Source organism: Polaromonas sp. P4_F4, from assembly GCF_056401355.1.
On sequence record NZ_JBFUJO010000008.1, the window covers coordinates 85,953 to 103,579 of the forward strand.

Consider the following 17,627-nt stretch of genomic DNA (forward strand, 5'->3'; position numbering starts at 1 on the left):
CTCGATTTGAGACCCTCGTCTCGTTTTGAGGCGGTATCCCGGCGGGCTAACATGCAGTTTAGTTCCTGAAAATACCGCCAAACATGGTAATTACCCGGACGACATTACCAATTTATGCAGTTAACTGCCTTTGTGGCACGCCCCTTGCGGAAGAGGCTGCGTTGGACGGCAGCACTGGTGGCGCCGAACAGCCGGCCAATCCATCAAAAAACACAAGCATTGGAGACAAACACATGGACACCCTTCTTTATCCGCCGCCGAGCCAGGATCACTGGACGGGCAAGATTTACAGCGACGGCTGGGTCGCGGCGCAAGGCGGCACCGCTGCGGTGATGGAGCCTGCCACCGGCGGCACGCTGGGCCAGGTCGGCACGGCCTCGACCGCAGACGTTGACCGTGCCGCGCAGAGTGCCCAATCGGCCCGCGCCGCGTGGGCCGCGACCCCCTTTGACCAACGCGCCGCCGTGATGCGCGAGGCCGCGCGGCTGCTGAAGGAGCGCGCCGGCGAAATCAATGGCTGGAATGTGCGCGAATGCGGCTCCATCATGCCCAAGGCCGAATGGGAGCTGAACGCCACCTACGAACAAATGCTGATGGCCGCCGCGCTGCCGATGCAGGCCAACGGGCAGATGTTCCCCTCGACCATGCCCGGGCGAACCAACTTGTGGCGGCGCGTGCCGATCGGCACGGTGGGCGTGATTGCCCCGTGGAACTTCCCGCTGCTGCTGGCCATGCGCTCGGTGGCGCCGGCGCTGGCGCTGGGCAACGCGGTGCTGCTCAAGCCTGACGCGCAGTCCGCCGTCACGGGTGGCATGTTGATCGCCCAAGTGTTTGCCGACGCCGGCCTGCCGGCGGGCGTTTTGCATGTGCTGCCGGGCGGCCCCGCCACAGGCGATGCAGTCGTGCGGCACCCGGCGGTCAACATGATTTCGTTCACCGGCTCGACGGCGGTGGGGCGGCAAATTGGCGAAGTGTGCGGTGGCTTGCTCAAAAAGGTGGCGCTGGAGTTGGGCGGCAACAACGCCTTCGTCGTGCTGGACGATGCCGATATTGAAGCCGCCAGCTCCTGCGGTGCCTGGGGCGCTTTTTTGCACCAGGGACAAATCTGCATGCAGGCGGGCCGCCACCTGGTGCACCGCAGCGTGGCCGAGGCCTATTCCCAGCGGCTGAAGCAGCGCGCCGAAGCGCTGCATGTGGGCGACCCGCACGCCGGCCCCGCACATTTGGGACCTGTCATCAACGCCAAACAGCGCGACCGCATTGACCAGATCGTGCAGGCCTCGGTGGCGCAAGGCGCGCGCGTGGTGACTGGCGGCACCTACGAGGGCTTGCTCTACCGCCCGACCGTGCTCACCGAGGTGCAGCCGGCCATGCCGGCGTTCACCGATGAAATTTTTGGCCCGGTCGCCCCCATCACCGTATTCGACACCGACGAGGAGGCGGCGGCCCTGGTCAACGCGTCGGCCTACGGTCTGGCGGCGGCCATCCACAGCAGCAACATCTCACGCGCCATGGCGCTGGCCAACCGCTTGCACACGGGAATGATTCACATCAACGACCAGACGGTGAACAACGAGTTCCACGTGCCCTTTGGCGGCATGGGCGCCTCGGGCAATGGCGGGCGCTTTGGCGGTCCGGCCAATCTGGAGGAGTTCACGCAAAGCCAGTGGGTCAGCGTGATGGACAAGCCCATCGTGTACCCGTTCTAACTCAAGCCACTCAACCCCAAAAACCCCCGACCCCCCCGAAAAACCCGGAAAATCATGAACCCTCTTCAAAACACCCTGCGGTCAAACATCACGCTCGCCGCCGCCCTTGCCTGCTTGCTTTGCACGCCTGCCTTCGCCACCGAAGGAGGCGGTAGCGCCTACCCGAACGGCGCGGAGAACTTCCTGGCCGGTGCGGCGCCTCCCCCAGGTACCTACGTGCTGCTCTACCCCTCGTACGACCACCTGAACAAGCTGCGCGACAACAACGGCAACGAAATCCCCGTTCCGTTCAAGGTCGATGTCGCGGCCCTCGTTCCCCGCTTTATCTGGATCGGTGAAACCAAGATGCTGGGAGGCAACTTCGGTTTTCACGGTTTCCTGCCGCTGCTCGACATCAATGCCAAGATTGCGGGACTCAGTCAACACAAGAGCGGCCTCGGCGACGTCATCTTCGGCCCGTTTCTGACCTACCACCCCTCGGACAAACTTCACTACGTCCTGGCGGTGGATATCCATGCACCCACCGGGTCGTATAGCAAGACCGATCTGGTCAACCTGGGACGCAACCACTGGACTGCCGGTCCGGTGGCAGCGATCACCTACACACAGCCGTCGGGCATCAACGCCGACATCAAGCTGCACTACGAATTCAACGGCTCCAACAAGGATACGAAGTACCGCTCCGGCCAGGAGTTCCACTTCGACTATGCACTGGGCTGGGGCTTCGGCAACGGCTGGACGGCGGGTGTGGGAGGCTATGCCTACAAGCAAATCACCGATGACAAGGTTTCCGGCGTGACCGTGCCGAATGCCAAGGGCTCGGCGATGGCTATCGGGCCATCGATCAAGTACCAGAGCCCTTCGGGTTTCTTCATTACCGCCAAGTTCCAGCAGGACTTCGCGGTTCGAAACCGGCCTGAAGGCGCGGCGCTGAAGGTCAAAATGATCCTGCCGTTCTAAGACGCAAAACCCAGCCAAGGAGACACCATGCCATTCGATTCTCATCACCAGGCCGCCGACCTCAGCACGGTGGTCGCGGCCATCGGTCGCTTGCAGCGGCGCGACTTTCTGCGCTTTTCCGGCGCGGGTGCCATCACGGCACTGGCCGGTGGCGCCAGCCTTGCGGCCCTGCCTCCCGGCGTGAAGTTCATCAACGAAGCGGAAGCCGCCATCTTCACGCGGCTGGCCCAGGTGGTGCTGCCGGTGGCCGGTAGTCCACTGGTCCCGTGGACGCCGGACGGCTTGCTGCAAACGCTGGACGGCGCGCTGCTGGCCACCATGGCACCACATATTTTGACGGGCCTCAAAGGCGGCATGCAGTACTTCAACGACGGCCCCGTGGCCCTGTACAAAAAGCGTTTCACCGCGCTCGATGACGCCGAAGCCACGCAGTTCTGCGATGCCTGGGGTAATTCGGAACTGCCGCCGCAACGCGGCCTGACTGTGGGGCTGAAAAAGCTGATCCAGCTGTCGTATTGGGCGAATCCGGCAAGCTGGGCACCGCTTGGCTATGACGGACCGATGACCAAGCGCCTGGGCCTGAAGTCCCTGGGCAACGCACCGCTGCCGACACGCTGAACATCACCATTCGAGGACACACCACATGAAAAAATCCATTCCCGTGAAGCTCGCCAAGCAGGGACTCAAGGTCACACAGGCCAGTGACATCACGCAGGAAAAACTGCACCTGAAGGCCGACGCAGTGATCATCGGCTCAGGCGCTGGCGGCGCCATCGCCGCCTACGAACTGGCGCGCGCGGGCAAGACGGTCATCGTGCTGGAGGCCGGGCCATACATCCCGTCGGAGAAGTTCACCGAGATGCTGGCCGTCTCGATGGGTACGCTCTACCAGGACCACGGCGGGCAGTCCAACATGCATGGCGACATTGCCATTTTGCAAGGCGCTTGCGTGGGCGGCTCCACGGTCGTCAATGCGGCGCTGTGCTTTCGCACGCCCGATTACTACCTGAAGCTGTGGGCCAAGGAGTTCGGCCTGACCAACCTCACCACGGCGGCATTGACGCCTTACTTTGAGAAGATCGAGCGCAACCTGCACATCCGCACCGTCGCCTCGCACGAGACCAGCGCGGGCGCGGCGCTGATTGGCGTGGGCATGAAAAAGCTGGGCTACCCCGAAGGCAAGGCGCGGCGCAACATCAAGGACTGCGCACTCACCGGCGCCTGTTTCAGCGGCTGCACTTCCGACCGCAAACAATCCATGCTGGTGACCTACCTGCCCTGGGCCGTGGCGCATGGCGCGACCATCTTCGCCGACACGCGTGTCACGCAAGTGCTGGCCGAGGGCGGCAAGGCCAGTGGCGTGTTGGCCGAGGTCATCGACCCGGCTACCGGCAAGAAGAAGGCCGATGTGCGCGTTGATGCCCCCATCGTCGTGCTGGCGGCCGGGCCGATCCAGACGCCGCTGCTGCTGCTCAAAAGCGGGCTGGCCAATAGCAGCGCGCAAGTGGGCAAGAACTTTGCCTGCCATCCCACCTTGTCGGTCACCGCTGAATTTCCCCACGAGGTCAACGACTTCCACGGCGCGACCCACTCGCTTTACATGGACCAGCACACACTGCCCGAGAAAGGCGGCTACCTGCTGCTCAACGCGATACAGGAGCCGGTGGAGGCTGGCTTTCAGGCCGAGCCCGGCACCGGCAAGCCCTACGTGGCCTACATGACGGGCTACAAAAATACGATCCGCCTGATCAGCCTGATCCACGACAAGAATGTGGGCGAGGTGCGCTGGGAAAATGGTCAGAAGCAGATCCATTACACGGTGGACAACGACGACTTCGATGCGATGAAGAAAGGGCTGGTCGCCACGGCGCGCATTCTGTTTGCCTCCGGGGCGAGCAAGCTCTACCTGCCGTCATCGAACAAGGCGGTGGTCGAGAGCGCCGATCAGGTCGAAAGCGTGATTGGCGCGTTGAAGAACGAACCGGCACGCTACAAGTACACCTCGTTCCATCCGCAGGGCACCTGCCGCATGGGGCGCAACCCGAAGACCACCGTGGTCAACCCCTATGGCGAAACGCATGACGTCAAGAACCTGTACGTGGCCGATGCCAGCCTGCTACCCACCTCAATCGGCTACAACCCCTCGGAGACGGTGTACGCGCTGGCCAGCTACATCAGCGACCGCATCGTCAAAGCGCACGCATGAGGGCTGCGCAGCGCACCCTTGATGCGGCGTCCAGGCGCAGTGTGGCCGGTGGCGAAGTCATCGGCACGCGTGAGCCGGGCGGCGTCCACGGCTGGCGCGGCATCCCCTACGCCAGCCCGCCCACCGGGGCCTTGCGTTGGCGCGCGCCGCGCCCTGCCGTGCCCTGGAGCGGCGTGTTCGAGGCCCGCGCGCACGGCGCGATGGGGCCTCAATACGCCGACTTGCTGTCCGGCACGCCGGCGCGGCAACGCGGCCAGATCGTGGGCGACGAGAACTGCCTCACGCTCAACATCTTCGCGCCCGCCTTCGAGCCGGGTGCGGTGCCGGGCGCAGGCCAACGCCGCCCGGTGATGGTGTGGATCCACGGCGGCGGCAATTCGGTGGGCACCTCGGCCACCTACGACGCGGCGCGCAACTACGCGAGCCACGATGGTTTGCTCGTCGTGACCGTCAACTACCGGCTCGGTGTGCTGGGCTGGTTCACCCACCCGGCACTGCATGACGCCGACGACGCCACACCCGAGGAGCGCTCGGGCAACTTTGGCACGCTCGACCTGATTGCCGCGCTTCAATGGGTGCAGGCCAACATTGCGGCCTTTGGCGGCGACCCCGGCTGCGTGACGATCTTCGGCGAATCCGCCGGCGGACAAAATGTGCTGACCCTGTTGGCGAGCCCCCTGGCCCGGGGCTTGTTCCACCGTGCGATCGCGCAGTCGCCGGTGGCCGAGACCTTCAGTGTCGAACAGGCGATGAACTGGCGCGACGACGTGCAGCCGGGCCACCGCGAGAGCGCGCTGGAGGTCACGGGGCGGCTGTGGGTCGCTGAGGGTCGGTCCCGTGACCGCGAGAGTGCGAAGAAGCACCTCGCGACGCTGCCCGCAACAGACATTGCCGCCTTTCTGCGCTCGCTCAGCCCGGCCCGGCTGCTGAGCGCCTTCACGCCCGGCAGCGTCGGGGTCTACCTGGCGCCTCGTCCCGTGCGCGACGGCGTGGTCCTGCCGCGCGAGCCACTGGCCGAGGTCTTCGCCGCCGGTCAATGGAACCGCGTGCCGGTGATCCTGGGCAGCAATCGCGATGAGTTCAAAACCTTCAGCGCAGACAAGCCCGAACACTCGCGCCTGCTGCTGGGGAAGGTACCGATCCTGCGCGATCGCCGCGCCTATCAGGTCGAGATGAAATACATGTCGCTGGCCTGGAAGGCACTGCATATCGACGCCCCGGCCGATGCGATGCTGGCGGGCGGACATGCCGACGTGTGGACCTACCGCTTCGATTGGGACGAGGCCCCCGCCATCCCCTTCATCCGCCCCGACCTGCTGCTCGGCGCCGCGCACGGCATGGAGATGGCCTTTGCCTTTCGCGACACGGCGGGCGAACTCGACATCTTTGGCGTCAACACGCCGTTCAACCGGTCCGGCCGGTCCGTGTTGACCCAGGCGATGGGCGATGCGTGGACCCGCTTCGCGCGCGACGGCGTACCAACGCTGCCAGGCCATGAGTGGCCGAGCCGCAGTCTCAACGCGGAACAAGCCGAGTGCCTGCTTTTCGACACGGCGCGCGATGGCGGCATCCGCATGGCGCGGGTACGCACCGACATGGCGGCCGTCAAGCAGGCGCTGAAGACCGATGCAGCGGCCGAACCCGCCACGCTGCGCTGTCGCATCCACGCCCGCCTTTTCGTATGGAGTCCGCTGTTCGCAGGCCACGGCGATACATCGGAGTACGAGCATTGGTGCCGCGAGTTTGGCTGTACCGTTCCTGCCGTGGAGTTCCGGCCACGGGTCGAAATCTGACTGACGGCGCAACGCCCATCGTCGCGCGCAGCTGCGGGACCCGGAGCTGGTTCTCGCGGTTCTTGTGGTGCTGCTATCAGCTTGCCGTCGCGCCGGATTTCTTCACGAGCTCGGCCCAGCGCGCGATCTCGGACTTCATGTGCGCCGCGAGTTCCTCGGGCGAGCTGCCCACGATCTCCATGCCGAGCTGGTCGGTCAGCTTGGCCGCCACGTCCGGCATCTTCAGGATTTTGACAATCTCGGCATTGAGCCGCTGCACGATGGCTGGCGGTGTTCCCTTGGGGGCATACACCGCCTGCCACGAGGCCATCTGGAAGTTCTTGATGCCCGCTTCCATCATGGTGGGCAGGCTGGGCGCCAGCGCCATGCGTTTGGGGGTCGTCACCGCGAGCAGCTTGAGCCGGCCGGCCTGGGCCAGCGACACGGCCGCCGTCATCTGGTCAAACATGAAGGTCACCTGGCCGGACGAGACATCCAGCATGGCGGGCGGTGTGCCCTTGTAAGCGATGTGGGTGAGCGGCACGCCAATCAGGTCGGCAAACATCTCGCCGGCCAGATGCGTCGAGGTGCCCGCGCCCGAGGAGGCGAAGTTGCGCCGGGACGGCTCGCGCTTGAGCAGCGCCACCAGATCCGCCACCGAGTTGATGCCCAGGTTGGGGTTGACGATCAACACATTGGGCAGCATGGCGACCAGCGCCACCGGCTCAAAGTCCTTGACCGGATCGTAGGGCAGGTTCTTGTAGAGGCTGGCATTGATGGCATGCGTGCTGATGGTGCCGCCCAGCAGCGTGTGGCCATCCGCCTTGGCCTTGGCCACATAGGTCGCGCCCACGGCGCCGGCGGCTCCCGGCTTGTTGTCGACGATCACGGGCTGGCCCAGTATTTCGGCCAGCTTTTGCGACAACGTCCGGCCAATCACGTCGGTGGAGCCGCCCGGCGTGAAAGGAACGACATAGGTGATCGGTTTGGCGGGCCAGCCCGTGGTGGCTGTGTCCGCGGCGCTCGCCACGCCGGGCAGGGGCAACAAGGTGCCGAGGCCCAGGCCACCCAGGCCAAGAACCGCCTTGCGGCGGGAAAAATTTGTCGTCATCACGGTTTCCTTGAAAAGACTTGAGAAGGGAGTTGCTTGAATACAACGATGCAGAGGCGCCAAACTCAAAATGTTAGCGCTAACAATTGATCATAAAACAGCATCCAACAAGACGTCAAGTCAGGCGCTGCCTCTTTGGACAAGGGAAAACCCGATATCGCGCACCGGCGGGCCGACGTCGCGGCGCTCCACCCGATCCAGGATGAAGCGGGCAGCCTGCTGGCCGATGGAGGTGCCGTCGATGCGGACGGTGCTCAGCTGCGGATAGGTGAAAGCGGCGAACGGCAGGTCGCCAAAGCCCATCACGGCGATATCGTCCGGCACGCTCAGGCCGGTGGCGTGGGCCTCGGTGATGACGCCGTGGGCAATCACGTCGGAGCTGCAAAACACCACATCAATGTCGGGATGGCTGGCGCGCAGCTCGGCAAATCCGGCCCTGCCATTGCCGAGCGAGGACGGTGACGGCACCACACACGCCGGAATGCCCGCAACGCCCAGCTCGGCAAAACGCTGCTCGAACCCGATACGCCGCCGCGTCGCACGCTCATCGCTGGCGCTGACGATGCCGGGCCGGCGAAAGCCCCGCCCGTGAAGGTAATCGGCCACGGCAACGCCGACTTTCTCGTGGGAAAACCCCACGATCATGTCGAGCGGCGTGGGCGTGATGTCCCAGGTTTCCACCACCGGGATGCCGGACGCCAGCAAGCGCCGCCGCCCTTCAATGGAATGCATGATGCCGATCAGCACGATGCCGTCGGGCCGACGCCCGATGATGGCGTCCAGCAGGGCATCTTCCCGCGCGCCGCCATAGCCGCTCTGGCCCAGCATCAGCTGGCAGCCCGCTTCCGCGAGGGCATCGGTCAGCGCCTGGATGGTTTCCAGAAACACCGGTCCGGCGATCGTCGGCACCAGCGCCGCCACCAGGCGGCTTCGGTTGGACGCCAGGCCGCCCGCCACGAGGTTGGGCACATAACCGCTGCGCGTGATGGCGCCGCGCACGCGCTCCAGCGTGTCGGGCGAGACGGCAGCGGGCGTGTTGAGGGCGCGCGAAACGGTGATGGCCGACACGCCGGCCAGCTTGGCCACATCATTGAGCGTGATGCCGCCCGTGCCTGGCCTGGCGGCCCGGCCAGGCTTTTTAAGGGAATCCATGCGGCCATGTTAACGCTAACGCCATCAGCCTCTCGACCGTGGCCTGCCGGGGGTCGCCGCGGCGAACCGGCCCGTGCAACCGGGAAGTGGCCCCGGATTCAAAAACTGGGTCCGGTAAGAGGCCGGCGCCGGCAACTGTGTGAAGTGGAAACCAATTGAAACACTTTGCAAGTGTCCCAAGGAAATTACCGTTGCCCCTTAACCTCAGAACTCCTCCGTTCAGGCATTCGCGGTTGCAAGCCGCCCGGCTGAGTGTCATTATCAAAAAAAATTCCCCGCAAACCCGCTCCAGATGGCCTCGCAACCCGAAGTTCTTCAATCCTGCATAGAGGAAGCCGCCAAAGCGGCCAAGCCGGCCATGGAGCGCTGCATCGAGGATGCAATAGCGGCGCTGGAGCTCGCGCAAAGCCAAAGCGCTGATGCGGCAGAGCGCGAAGAGATTTTTGCAGCCTACCGCGAGTTGCTGAAACACAAAGCAAGCTGGAGCGCGCAGTACTGCGCCGACCTGCTTGCCGTTTTGAGGACCCAGGCCGCAGCGGCAACGCAAGCGGCCTCGGCACCGGCCGGCGTGTCGCCTCAGGGCCGGGGGGCCGCGTCCACCGTCACCGCGACCAGCACGCTCAGCTCCACCGAAGCGTTTTCGCTGATGGATGACGCCGATGTATCCCAGGCGATTGAGTCGTCGCGGTTGTTGCAGCAGGTTTTACCGGCGGTAGAGCAAAGCCTCGCGGAACTCAATACGCTGGTCAGCGCCGTGCAGGGCCTGCCCAATGTGCGGCCGGAACTCAACCCGCTGCGCCCGGACGTCTTCGCGCAGGCGCTTCAGGACATGATTTTTGCCGTGCCCGTCGACCGGGCCATCAGCGCGCTGTGGCTCCGGTACCTGGCGGCTCCGCTCGGGCGCGAACTCAAGCTGGTGTACGAACGGCTGATCAACCAGTTTGAAATGGCCAATGTGCAGGGCGCCGGCTATCGCGTGCTGCAAACGCCTGCCAGCGGCGGCAACAGGAGCCAGGGCAACCCACAAACTGGTGCCAGGCCGGAGGGCGGCCAGGGCGCCAGCCGCGGAGATGACGCGCCACCGCCGCCAGTCGGCTACGTGTCCGACGAGCCCCTGCGGCCCTCGCAGTTTGCCGACCTGTCCGACCCCGGGGTCAAGAGCGACCTGTTCCATGATTTCCTGTTCAATGGTGCAAGCAATGCGCAGCGCGGCCTGGCGCCCGCCTATTACGACAGCATCGAGGAAGAACTGAAGGCGCTGAAAGCAGCGCGCGAGACGGCACAGGCTCCGCTCGAGTCACGCGCGGCACCGCTTTCCGGCTATCAGAAAATGCCGACCGTCGACCGCCCCCAGCGGGTTGTCGATGAGCGCAGCCAGCTGAGCCAGCAGGTCTGGGGTGCTTATGGGCGCCCCCGGGAACGCGACATTGTCCGGACCCAGCTGAAGAAGGAAGCCAGGCAGGTCGGTCAGGTGATGGGGCTGGAGGTGGTGCGCAAGCTGGTGAGCCATGTGGCGCAGGACCCGCGCCTGCTGGCGCCGGTGCGCGAGGCCATCGTAGCGCTGGAGCCGTCGCTGATGCGCCTGGCCATGGTGGACCCGCTTTTTTTCAGTGACGAGGACCACCCCGGCAGGCGGCTGATGGAGCGCGTGGCCCAACGCAGCTTCAGCTACAACGACGAGTTCAGTAGCGAATTCTCGGAGTTTCTCCAGCCGGTCATCCGCGCCTTTAACAAACTCAACGGGCTGGATATCAAGAATGCCCAGCCTTTCGATGCCGCGCTGGCCACACTGGCCCAACACTGGGACGAACAGGACCGGCTGGAGGCCAAAAACCGCGACAACCTGCTGCAGGCCCTGCATTTTGCAGAGGAACGCCAAACCCTTGCCGATGAAATTGCCCAGGACCTGGGCAGGCGTTCAGACCTTGGGGATGTCCCGGCTCTGGTGCTGGACTTTCTGTTCGACTCCTGGGCGCTCGCCATGGCCCATGCCAGGCTCACCGACACGCGCAACCAGGTCGACCCGGAAGGCTTTGGCTCGGTGGTGCCCGACCTGCTGTGGAGCGTCAAGCGTGGAGTGACGTTGAAGCGTCCCGCCAAACTGTTCGAGATGCTGCCGAGCCTGCTGGGCAAACTTCACGCAGGACTGACCTTGCTGGGCCAGGACCCGCGCGAAAGCGAAGTTTTTTTTGACGAGCTGATGAAGCTGCACAGGCCGGTACTCAAGCTGCGCCGGCTCAAGAGCCAGCGTGACGCGGAAGAGTCCGGCGCCATGCCGCTGGAGCCTGAAGAGGCCCACACCACCACGTTCATCACGGACCCCACCACCGAGCCCCGCGAGGCCCGATCTGCCGCGCCGCCCTGGCTGGGTCGCGATGACCTGGACGCGGCCGGTTTTGAAGACACGCTGCCCACTGCGCCCGGCGAACTCGCGCCCCTGGAAGACGACACCCCTGCCGTGGCCGAGTCAGCAGCAACCGGCGATGGCGATCCGGCCGAGACCCCAGGAACAGAGCCGGCGCCGCAGCAGCAGGACGTTGCCTCTCCAGCAACCGGCCCGGCCATCGCCCCGGCCGAAGCCGAACGGATGCTGCTCGGCCTGCGGGCGGGGCACTGGGTCGACCTGTACTCCAAGCACCGCTGGCTGCGCGCCCAGCTGATCTGGGCCGGCACCAAAGGCACCCTCTTCATGTTTGTGAGCCATGGCGGGCAACCCCATTCCATGACACGGCGAAGCTGCGAGCGACTGATCCGGGACCGCCTTCTGCGGCCCGTCGATACACAAGGCGTCGTCGGCCAGGCGCTCGACGCGCTGGCCCTGGAAGCGGACACCCCCGCCAGCACGCCCGGTGAGGTTCCGGCATCGGCGGACCTCATGAGCGCCTAAGCGTTTAACGTTTAAGCGTTTAAGCTCGCAAACACTTTTTCCTTGTCCGCCAACCCTGAAGGTGGCGATACGGCTGGCGCTACCGACCTCGACCGGTATGCAGGAAGGGTTTCTAGGATTGCTTTCAGGTGTAACAGCCCGAACTTGCCACAATCATTCCTCACGAGATCGAACCATGAAGTCCAGCCACCCACGGCCCCCGCCCTTGCCCGGCGGCCCGCCGGTTGATGAGCCCGATGACCCGCCCAGCCTGCCCGTGCAGCCTGACGACAGGGACTTGCCCGCGCCGGGGATCCCCGACGCCGAAGATCCGGTCCGCAAAACCCCGGTTTGAGCCTGGCGGGGTCCGCCGCGGCTTGTCCGCCCATTGCCTCATCGCCCCATTGCTTTTTTCCAGCGGGCCTGGATACACATGGATGCAGATCGCAGCAATAGCTTCGCTTGTGCGGCGAGTGAAGCGTCTAGACTAGTACGCACCACTCGTTGTCCGCAAAGCCAACAGGAGGTGTCTTGTCGTTTCAAAAAGATCTGTCTCTGGCCAACCGGCTGATCTCGGCACTGCCGGCGTATGAACGCGCCATGTTCATTGAACACAGCGAGTTGGTGGAGCTCAAGCCCCAGACGGTGCTGGTAGAAGCCGGCCAGACGCCCGAGCATGCCTACTTTCCCGTGGAAGGCTTTGTCTCGATGATCCTGCCGGTGGAGCAGGTCCAGGCCCCGGGCCTTGGCGTTGCCCTGGTCGGCAGCGAGGGCATGTGCCACACCTCGCTCCTGCTCGGTGTGGAAGCCTCGTCGTTTACCAGTCTGGTGCAGGGCCCGGGGCGTGCCTTCAAGATCCACCGCAATGCATTGCGACTGCGGCGGGCTGAAGGTGCCTGTCTGCGCAATGTCCTGCACCGCTACGTCGACGTTTTTGCCAGCCATATGGCGCAGCAGGCGGCCTGCCTGCACTACCACACGGCGCCGCAGCGCCTGGCGCGCTGGCTGCTGATGACGCGCGACCGGGCCCATTCCGGGGAGCTCTTTCTCACCCATGAAGCCTTGGGCCTGATGGCGGGTGTCCGGCGCGAGAGCGTGTCGCAGGCCGCCAGCGTGTTTCAAAAAATGGGCCTGATCAGCTACAGCCGGGGCTACCTGATGCTGCTCGATGAAGCCAGGCTGCAGGCACAAGCCTGCCCGTGCTATCGGGCCGACCTGATGGCCTACGACCGCGCACTGACGCTGCCGCTGAAGGCGCTTGAGGACAATTCTCCGGGTGGGCCGCCCCGGGCAAGCGCTACCCTTTTTTAGGGAAAGGGTGCAGCGCAGCGCTGCCCGCTCACACAGCGGCAGGGGGCACGGGCGGTGGCCGTCTGGCGTTCACGCCTGCCAGACGCCATAGCCGGCCTCCCGCAAACCAATGCCCAGCTCGACCTCCATGTCGCGCGCACCTTCGTACGGCATGGGGTTGTACATGGCGTACAGCTCGGGCATCAGGCGCACACCGAAATCGCGCACAAAGCGGTTCGACTGGATGCCGGCCTTGTGTTTGTCAAAGCGCACGTCCGGGTCCAGCCCGGTCATGCCGACATACACAAACGGTCTGCCCAGCTGGTAGTCCGGATTGGCGCGGCGAAACCGGGCCGCATCCCAGACCTCGGGCGCCAGCTCGATCACATACACGCTGTAATGGTGGCCACGTGGCTTGCTGGGCATGGAAGATGGAGACAGTGTGGGCACACTGTACCGCATGCCGCGGCCGTCGATCACCCGTCAACCGCACCATGATGGCCGAAGTCCAGCCAGCTGCCCGAGGTCACCACCAGGTGAATGAAATGCAGTTTTCCCACCACATTGAGGGGCAACGCAAATGGATAGAAATCGGGCTGACCCATGCTGCGCGACATTTCGTTGAGCATGGTGGTGAGCCGCGTCCAGTGGTTGAGGAATGCCAGGAACTGCCCCGCCTCGGGATGCTCCGGCTGATACAGGGCGTCAAGGGTGAAGGGCGTGAACTCCAGGTCGAAGCGATCCACGCTCAGGCCAAAGCTCAGTGCGGTGTCAATCGCATCGCGCATGTGCAGGTAGTGAGCCCAGCATTCGGCCCAGTCTTCCCATGGATGGGCGCTGGCATAGGCGCTCACGAAATGCATGGGCCAATCCGGCGGCGGACCTTCGTCGTAGTTGCGCTGGAGACTGGCCGGGTAATTCACCGACTCATCGCCAAAGAGCCGGGAAAAGCCCTCATGCCAGCGCGTGCCGGCGATCAGGCGGCCCCAGTAGTAGTGGCCGACCTCATGACGCAAATGCCCCAGCAGCGTCCGGTAGGGCTCGCGCAGGGCTTTGCGCACCGCCTCCCGCTTGGCGTCATCGGCTTCATCGATGTTGAGCGTGATGAGGCCGGTGTTGTGGCCGGTCAGGATGTACGGCCCGTTGAGGGGGGAACGCAAAAAATCAAACATCAAGCCGTGCTCGGGGTCCTCGCTCATGCAGGAAGCCACGGGCAGCTTCAGGAGGATCAGCGACGACACCAGGCGGCGCTTGGCCAGCTCCACCTGGCCCCACAGGTAACCGTTGTCCGGCAGGGCCGGGTCAGTGAGATCGGGAATGGTGCGGTTCAGCCTGCAGGCGCGGCACATGTCGTGCGGGTCTTCGACGGCCATCAGCCAGTTGCAGGAAGCCGGCGTCGAAAGGTTCAGGCATCGCTTGTACACCGGCGCGCCGCTCTCGGACTCGATCCCGGACACGGTCCCGGCGACGTCCGGCCCGGGCGCTGCGGTTGGGGGGTTGGCGGATTGCTGGCCGGGGATGTCCTGCAACAAGGGCGGATGCGCGTCGTCGGGAGTGGCCTTGGCGGGCGCGGCCTGCGCCTGCCACTCCCGCCAGGTGCCCTCTTGCGGCCCCGGCATGAGGGGCAGCAACATGCCGCGCTCCGGGTCATAGCCCAGCGGGGTGTCGCAAGCCAGGCATTTGCTGTTGCGAAAAAAGACCGGCTGCCCGCAATGGCAGCGGTAGTTACGCCCTGCCAGCAGGGGCAGGGGTTGATCCGCGGTGTTTGGAAACGTATTGAATGACAAAGGTAAAAGGCACACGGGAGATGTGCCGGAAAAAAGGAACCTGCAGAACCCTGCACTTCCATGGCTTCCAGTGTCCCACGTTTGATGGCGGCGGCGTGAGGGCAGTGAGCCTTGTGCGCGTGTAAGCGCCTGCTGACATAAGTGACACCCGGACAAGCGACACCCGGCACTTTCAGTTCAGCAAACTTCCGCCTGCCGGCCAGCCCTTGCTCGATCAACCCTTGCTTTTACTTTTATCATCTGGTCATCTTCAACTATCACCCAAGGAACCCATGCCCACATACCATGTAGAAATGATGGAAGGCCGCACCGTTGAGCAAAAGAAAAAGCTCGCCGAAGCCATCACCCGCGTCAGCGTCGAGATTCTCGGCGGCCAGCCCGACTCGGTCGACATCATCATCACCGACATCAAGCGCGAGAACTGGGCCACCGGCGGCAAGCTCTGGTCGGAACCCAGAAGCTGAGCGCCAGGAAATTTTCAAGCCCGTCCGCATCCCCTGCCTCGCACGCCGACCGGCAGGCGCGCTGCGGCCGGCATGCAAGTTAATCGCTTAATGGCTTGCAGCGCCCATCCCGCCTGGGTTAGAACCTGTTTACGATCTAAACGAGGCCGCGTTGGGGTGCAATCGGGATGAGTGGGGCGCCCGGGACCGCCGCATGGGCTCATGCCCATGCAAGGGCCCGGGTGGCTCAATCGCCCGATTTCACCCCAACCCGAAGGGCAAGCGCCTTCTCGGGCGGTCTGCGGCGTTGCGGCGCTTGCCCATAGCCCGAGCTATGGGCGGCGCACCGCGCCTTGCATCCCATCCCGAGAAGGTGCTTGCGCGGCCCCGTTTAGATCGTAAACAGGTTCTTAGGGCCCAATTGACGCCTTGACCCGGTAACCCAGCCGCAGCGACACATCCGCCGCCGCCTGGCGCACGGCGCGGGCGATATCGGAGTCCCAGTCCGCCGGAAAATTATCCTCATGGCCCAGCGCGGCGGCGCTGAAGGCATTGACGCCGGGAATCGGCCGCCCCATCGCCCGCACCACGCCGTGCTGCTGCATTACAGCCTTGATGTTTTTGATCTCCTGGTCCAGGTCCTTCACGGCGCTGCGGTCCAGCCGCCGGGGCGCATCGCCCCAGGCGCCCAGCATGGACTGCTCCAGTCGCTGCTTGGGTAGCGCGGCGACAAAAGCCCGCCCCGTGGCCGTGCCCAGGATGGACATGACCGTGCCCATGCGCATGCTGACATGCAGCGGCTGGCTGGCCTCGATATAGCGCACGATGGTCGGGCCGAAATTGGCCCACACCGCGATGGCCACCGTCTGGTCTATGGCCAGCGCCAGCGCTTCGGCCACCGGCGTGGCGGCTTTCAGCGGGTCGAGCTGGTGCAGGCAGCTCAGCCCCACCTGCAGCGCCGCCGCGCCCAGCGCGTAGCGGCCCGTGACCGCGTCCTGCTCGATCAGGCGCAGCCTGCCAAAACTCACCAGGTAAGTGTGCGCGCGCGACGCCGGCAGGCCAGCCTTGGCGGCCAGGTCCTTGAGCGTCATGGAGCTGGGGTGCTCGGCCAGCGCCAGCAGCAGCCGCCCGCCTATCTCGACCAATTACACAGCCCGCTGCTCTTTATGTTCTTTTTGGTGATCGTGTTCGTCCTTGTCCATGCTTGGCTTCCCGGTGGGGGTGGTGAAGGGGTGGCCAGTCGCCACAAGCACCCATCATTTCACAAATGGATTTGACAATGGCAAATTTTTGCATAGAATTAACAAATCGATTTGCAGTTGACAAATCACGACCTTCCCACCCCAGTCTGGAGATCCCATGAGCAGCCCCAAGAAATTCGCCTCCCAAGCCGACCTCGACGAGAAGCAGGTCAGCTTCACCAAGCTTTCGGACAACGCCTACGCCTATACGGCCGAAGGCGACCCCAACACCGGCATCGTCATCGGCGACGACTGCGTGCTGGTGGCCGACACCCAGGCCACGCCGGCCATGGCGGCCGATGTGGTGCGCCGCATCCGCGAGGTGACCGACAAACCCATCAAATATGTGGTGCTGACCCACTACCACGCGGTGCGCGTGCTGGGTGCCAGCGGCTACCAGCCCGAGCACATCCTGGCGAGCCAGGACACCTATGACCTAATCGGGGAGCGCGGCGAGCAGGACAAGGCGAGCGAAATTGGCCGCTTTCCGCGCCTGTTCCGCGATGTCGAATCGGTGCCGCCTGGCCTGACCTGGCCGACCCTGACCTTTACCGGAAAAATGACGCTGTGGCTGGGCAAGCTCGAGGTGCAGCTACTGCAGCTCGGGCGCGGCCACACCAAGGGCGACACGGTGGTCTGGCTGCCCAAGGACAAGATCCTGTTTTCGGGCGACCTGGTCGAGTTCGACGCGACGCCCTATGCCGGCGACGCCTACTTCAAGGACTGGCCGCAGACGCTGGACAAGCTGGCGGCGCTCAAGCCGGCGGCGCTGGTGCCCGGCCGCGGCGCCGCGCTCACCAGCCCCGAGCAAGTGCAAAAGGGCCTGGCCGGCACGCGCGATTTCATTGCCGACGTGTACGCCAGCGTCCAGGCCGGCGTGAAGGTCGGCAAGAACCTCAACGCTGTCTACCAGGAAACCTACGCCAGGCTCAAGCCCAAGTACGGCCACTGGGTGATCTTTGACCACTGCATGCCCTTCGACGTGACCCGCTGCTACGACGAGGCGACACAGTACCCCGACCCACGCATCTGGACGGCCGAGCGCGACCAGCAGATGTGGGAAACGCTGGAAGGTTGACGCGATCCCTGA

At 64.5% G+C, this 17,627-nt stretch carries 15 protein-coding genes; 10 read left to right on the forward strand and 5 right to left on the reverse strand.

Annotated features, from left to right (window positions below; genetic code table 11):
• Positions 1-233 precede the first annotated feature (233 nt).
• Genes AC1DUR_RS10895 through AC1DUR_RS10915 form a run of 5 tightly spaced genes read left to right on the forward strand, consistent with a single transcriptional unit; the run spans position 234 to position 6,668 of the window.
• Entirely contained in the window at positions 234-1,709 is a 1,476-nt protein-coding gene (locus tag AC1DUR_RS10895; RefSeq protein ID WP_477721600.1) for a benzaldehyde dehydrogenase, read from the forward strand.
• 54 nt (positions 1,710-1,763) lie between these two features.
• Complete coding sequence (locus tag AC1DUR_RS10900; protein WP_477721601.1) at positions 1,764-2,669, forward strand: SphA family protein; 906 nt, start codon at positions 1,764-1,766, stop codon at positions 2,667-2,669.
• 27 nt (positions 2,670-2,696) lie between these two features.
• Entirely contained in the window at positions 2,697-3,287 is a 591-nt protein-coding gene (locus tag AC1DUR_RS10905; protein WP_477716282.1) for a twin-arginine translocation signal domain-containing protein, read from the forward strand.
• 25 nt (positions 3,288-3,312) lie between these two features.
• A complete protein-coding gene (locus AC1DUR_RS10910) occupies positions 3,313-4,875 on the forward strand; it encodes an FAD-dependent oxidoreductase (protein WP_477721602.1) in 1,563 nt (520 codons plus the stop codon).
• Positions 4,872-6,668 carry a carboxylesterase/lipase family protein gene (locus AC1DUR_RS10915; RefSeq protein ID WP_477721603.1) on the forward strand — a complete coding sequence of 599 codons (1,797 nt, stop codon included), beginning with the start codon at positions 4,872-4,874 and terminating at the stop codon, positions 6,666-6,668. Before AC1DUR_RS10910 ends, AC1DUR_RS10915 begins: the two co-directional genes overlap by 4 nt.
• A gap of 76 nt (positions 6,669-6,744) precedes the next feature.
• On the opposite strand, the gene AC1DUR_RS10920 is transcribed toward AC1DUR_RS10915, so the two are convergent.
• Complete coding sequence (locus AC1DUR_RS10920) at positions 6,745-7,758, reverse strand: Bug family tripartite tricarboxylate transporter substrate binding protein (RefSeq protein WP_477721604.1); 1,014 nt, start codon at positions 7,756-7,758, stop codon at positions 6,745-6,747.
• A 120-nt stretch (positions 7,759-7,878) separates the two neighbouring features.
• A complete protein-coding gene (locus AC1DUR_RS10925; protein WP_477716286.1) occupies positions 7,879-8,910 on the reverse strand; it encodes a LacI family DNA-binding transcriptional regulator in 1,032 nt (343 codons plus the stop codon).
• Positions 8,911-9,202: 292 nt separating this feature from the next.
• Between AC1DUR_RS10925 and AC1DUR_RS10930 the strand changes: the two genes are divergently transcribed.
• From AC1DUR_RS10930 to AC1DUR_RS10940, 3 genes are all read left to right on the forward strand, one after another.
• The gene (locus tag AC1DUR_RS10930) at positions 9,203-11,797 is read left to right on the forward strand and encodes a DUF1631 family protein (protein WP_477721605.1); all 2,595 of its coding nucleotides are present in this window, start codon (positions 9,203-9,205) and stop codon (positions 11,795-11,797) included.
• Positions 11,798-11,972: 175 nt separating this feature from the next.
• Positions 11,973-12,131 (forward strand): hypothetical protein, encoded by a 159-nt coding sequence (locus AC1DUR_RS10935; protein ID WP_477716288.1) that lies wholly within the window; start codon positions 11,973-11,975, stop codon positions 12,129-12,131.
• Between the two features lie 176 nt (positions 12,132-12,307).
• Positions 12,308-13,087 carry a Crp/Fnr family transcriptional regulator gene (locus AC1DUR_RS10940; protein ID WP_477721606.1) on the forward strand — a complete coding sequence of 260 codons (780 nt, stop codon included), beginning with the start codon at positions 12,308-12,310 and terminating at the stop codon, positions 13,085-13,087.
• A gap of 69 nt (positions 13,088-13,156) precedes the next feature.
• Here AC1DUR_RS10940 and AC1DUR_RS10945 read toward each other — a convergent pair whose 3' ends face one another.
• Entirely contained in the window at positions 13,157-13,492 is a 336-nt protein-coding gene (locus AC1DUR_RS10945) for a hypothetical protein (protein ID WP_477721607.1), read from the reverse strand.
• A gap of 50 nt (positions 13,493-13,542) precedes the next feature.
• On the reverse strand, positions 13,543-14,868 hold the full coding sequence (locus AC1DUR_RS10950) for a zinc-binding metallopeptidase family protein (protein ID WP_477721608.1): 1,326 nt from the start codon (positions 14,866-14,868) through the stop codon (positions 13,543-13,545).
• 257 nt (positions 14,869-15,125) lie between these two features.
• Here AC1DUR_RS10950 and AC1DUR_RS10955 point away from each other — a divergent pair, with 257 nt between their 5' ends.
• Positions 15,126-15,317, forward strand: coding sequence for a 4-oxalocrotonate tautomerase (locus AC1DUR_RS10955; protein ID WP_305636226.1), 192 nt, complete (start codon positions 15,126-15,128; stop codon positions 15,315-15,317).
• A 389-nt stretch (positions 15,318-15,706) separates the two neighbouring features.
• On the opposite strand, the gene AC1DUR_RS10960 is transcribed toward AC1DUR_RS10955, so the two are convergent.
• The gene (locus AC1DUR_RS10960; RefSeq protein WP_477721609.1) at positions 15,707-16,441 is read right to left on the reverse strand and encodes an IclR family transcriptional regulator; all 735 of its coding nucleotides are present in this window, start codon (positions 16,439-16,441) and stop codon (positions 15,707-15,709) included.
• A 214-nt stretch (positions 16,442-16,655) separates the two neighbouring features.
• Between AC1DUR_RS10960 and AC1DUR_RS10965 the strand changes: the two genes are divergently transcribed.
• Complete coding sequence (locus tag AC1DUR_RS10965) at positions 16,656-17,615, forward strand: MBL fold metallo-hydrolase (protein WP_477721610.1); 960 nt, start codon at positions 16,656-16,658, stop codon at positions 17,613-17,615.
• Positions 17,616-17,627: the final 12 nt, after the last annotated feature.

Excerpts from the sequence above, each read along its gene's own strand:
- AC1DUR_RS10895 (WP_477721600.1), top strand. The coding sequence starts at position 234 with ATGGACACCCTTCTTTATCCGCCGCCGAGCCAGGATCACTGGACGGGC.
- AC1DUR_RS10900 (WP_477721601.1), top strand. The coding sequence starts at position 1,764 with ATGAACCCTCTTCAAAACACCCTGCGGTCAAACATCACGCTCGCCGCC.
- AC1DUR_RS10905 (WP_477716282.1), top strand. The coding sequence starts at position 2,697 with ATGCCATTCGATTCTCATCACCAGGCCGCCGACCTCAGCACGGTGGTC.
- AC1DUR_RS10910 (WP_477721602.1), top strand. The coding sequence starts at position 3,313 with ATGAAAAAATCCATTCCCGTGAAGCTCGCCAAGCAGGGACTCAAGGTC.
- AC1DUR_RS10915 (WP_477721603.1), top strand. The coding sequence starts at position 4,872 with ATGAGGGCTGCGCAGCGCACCCTTGATGCGGCGTCCAGGCGCAGTGTG.
- AC1DUR_RS10920 (WP_477721604.1), bottom strand. The coding sequence starts at position 7,758 with ATGACGACAAATTTTTCCCGCCGCAAGGCGGTTCTTGGCCTGGGTGGC.
- AC1DUR_RS10925 (WP_477716286.1), bottom strand. The coding sequence starts at position 8,910 with ATGGATTCCCTTAAAAAGCCTGGCCGGGCCGCCAGGCCAGGCACGGGC.
- AC1DUR_RS10930 (WP_477721605.1), top strand. The coding sequence starts at position 9,203 with ATGGCCTCGCAACCCGAAGTTCTTCAATCCTGCATAGAGGAAGCCGCC.
- AC1DUR_RS10935 (WP_477716288.1), top strand. The coding sequence starts at position 11,973 with ATGAAGTCCAGCCACCCACGGCCCCCGCCCTTGCCCGGCGGCCCGCCG.
- AC1DUR_RS10945 (WP_477721607.1), bottom strand. The coding sequence starts at position 13,492 with ATGCCCAGCAAGCCACGTGGCCACCATTACAGCGTGTATGTGATCGAG.
- AC1DUR_RS10955 (WP_305636226.1), top strand. The coding sequence starts at position 15,126 with ATGCCCACATACCATGTAGAAATGATGGAAGGCCGCACCGTTGAGCAA.
- AC1DUR_RS10965 (WP_477721610.1), top strand. The coding sequence starts at position 16,656 with ATGAGCAGCCCCAAGAAATTCGCCTCCCAAGCCGACCTCGACGAGAAG.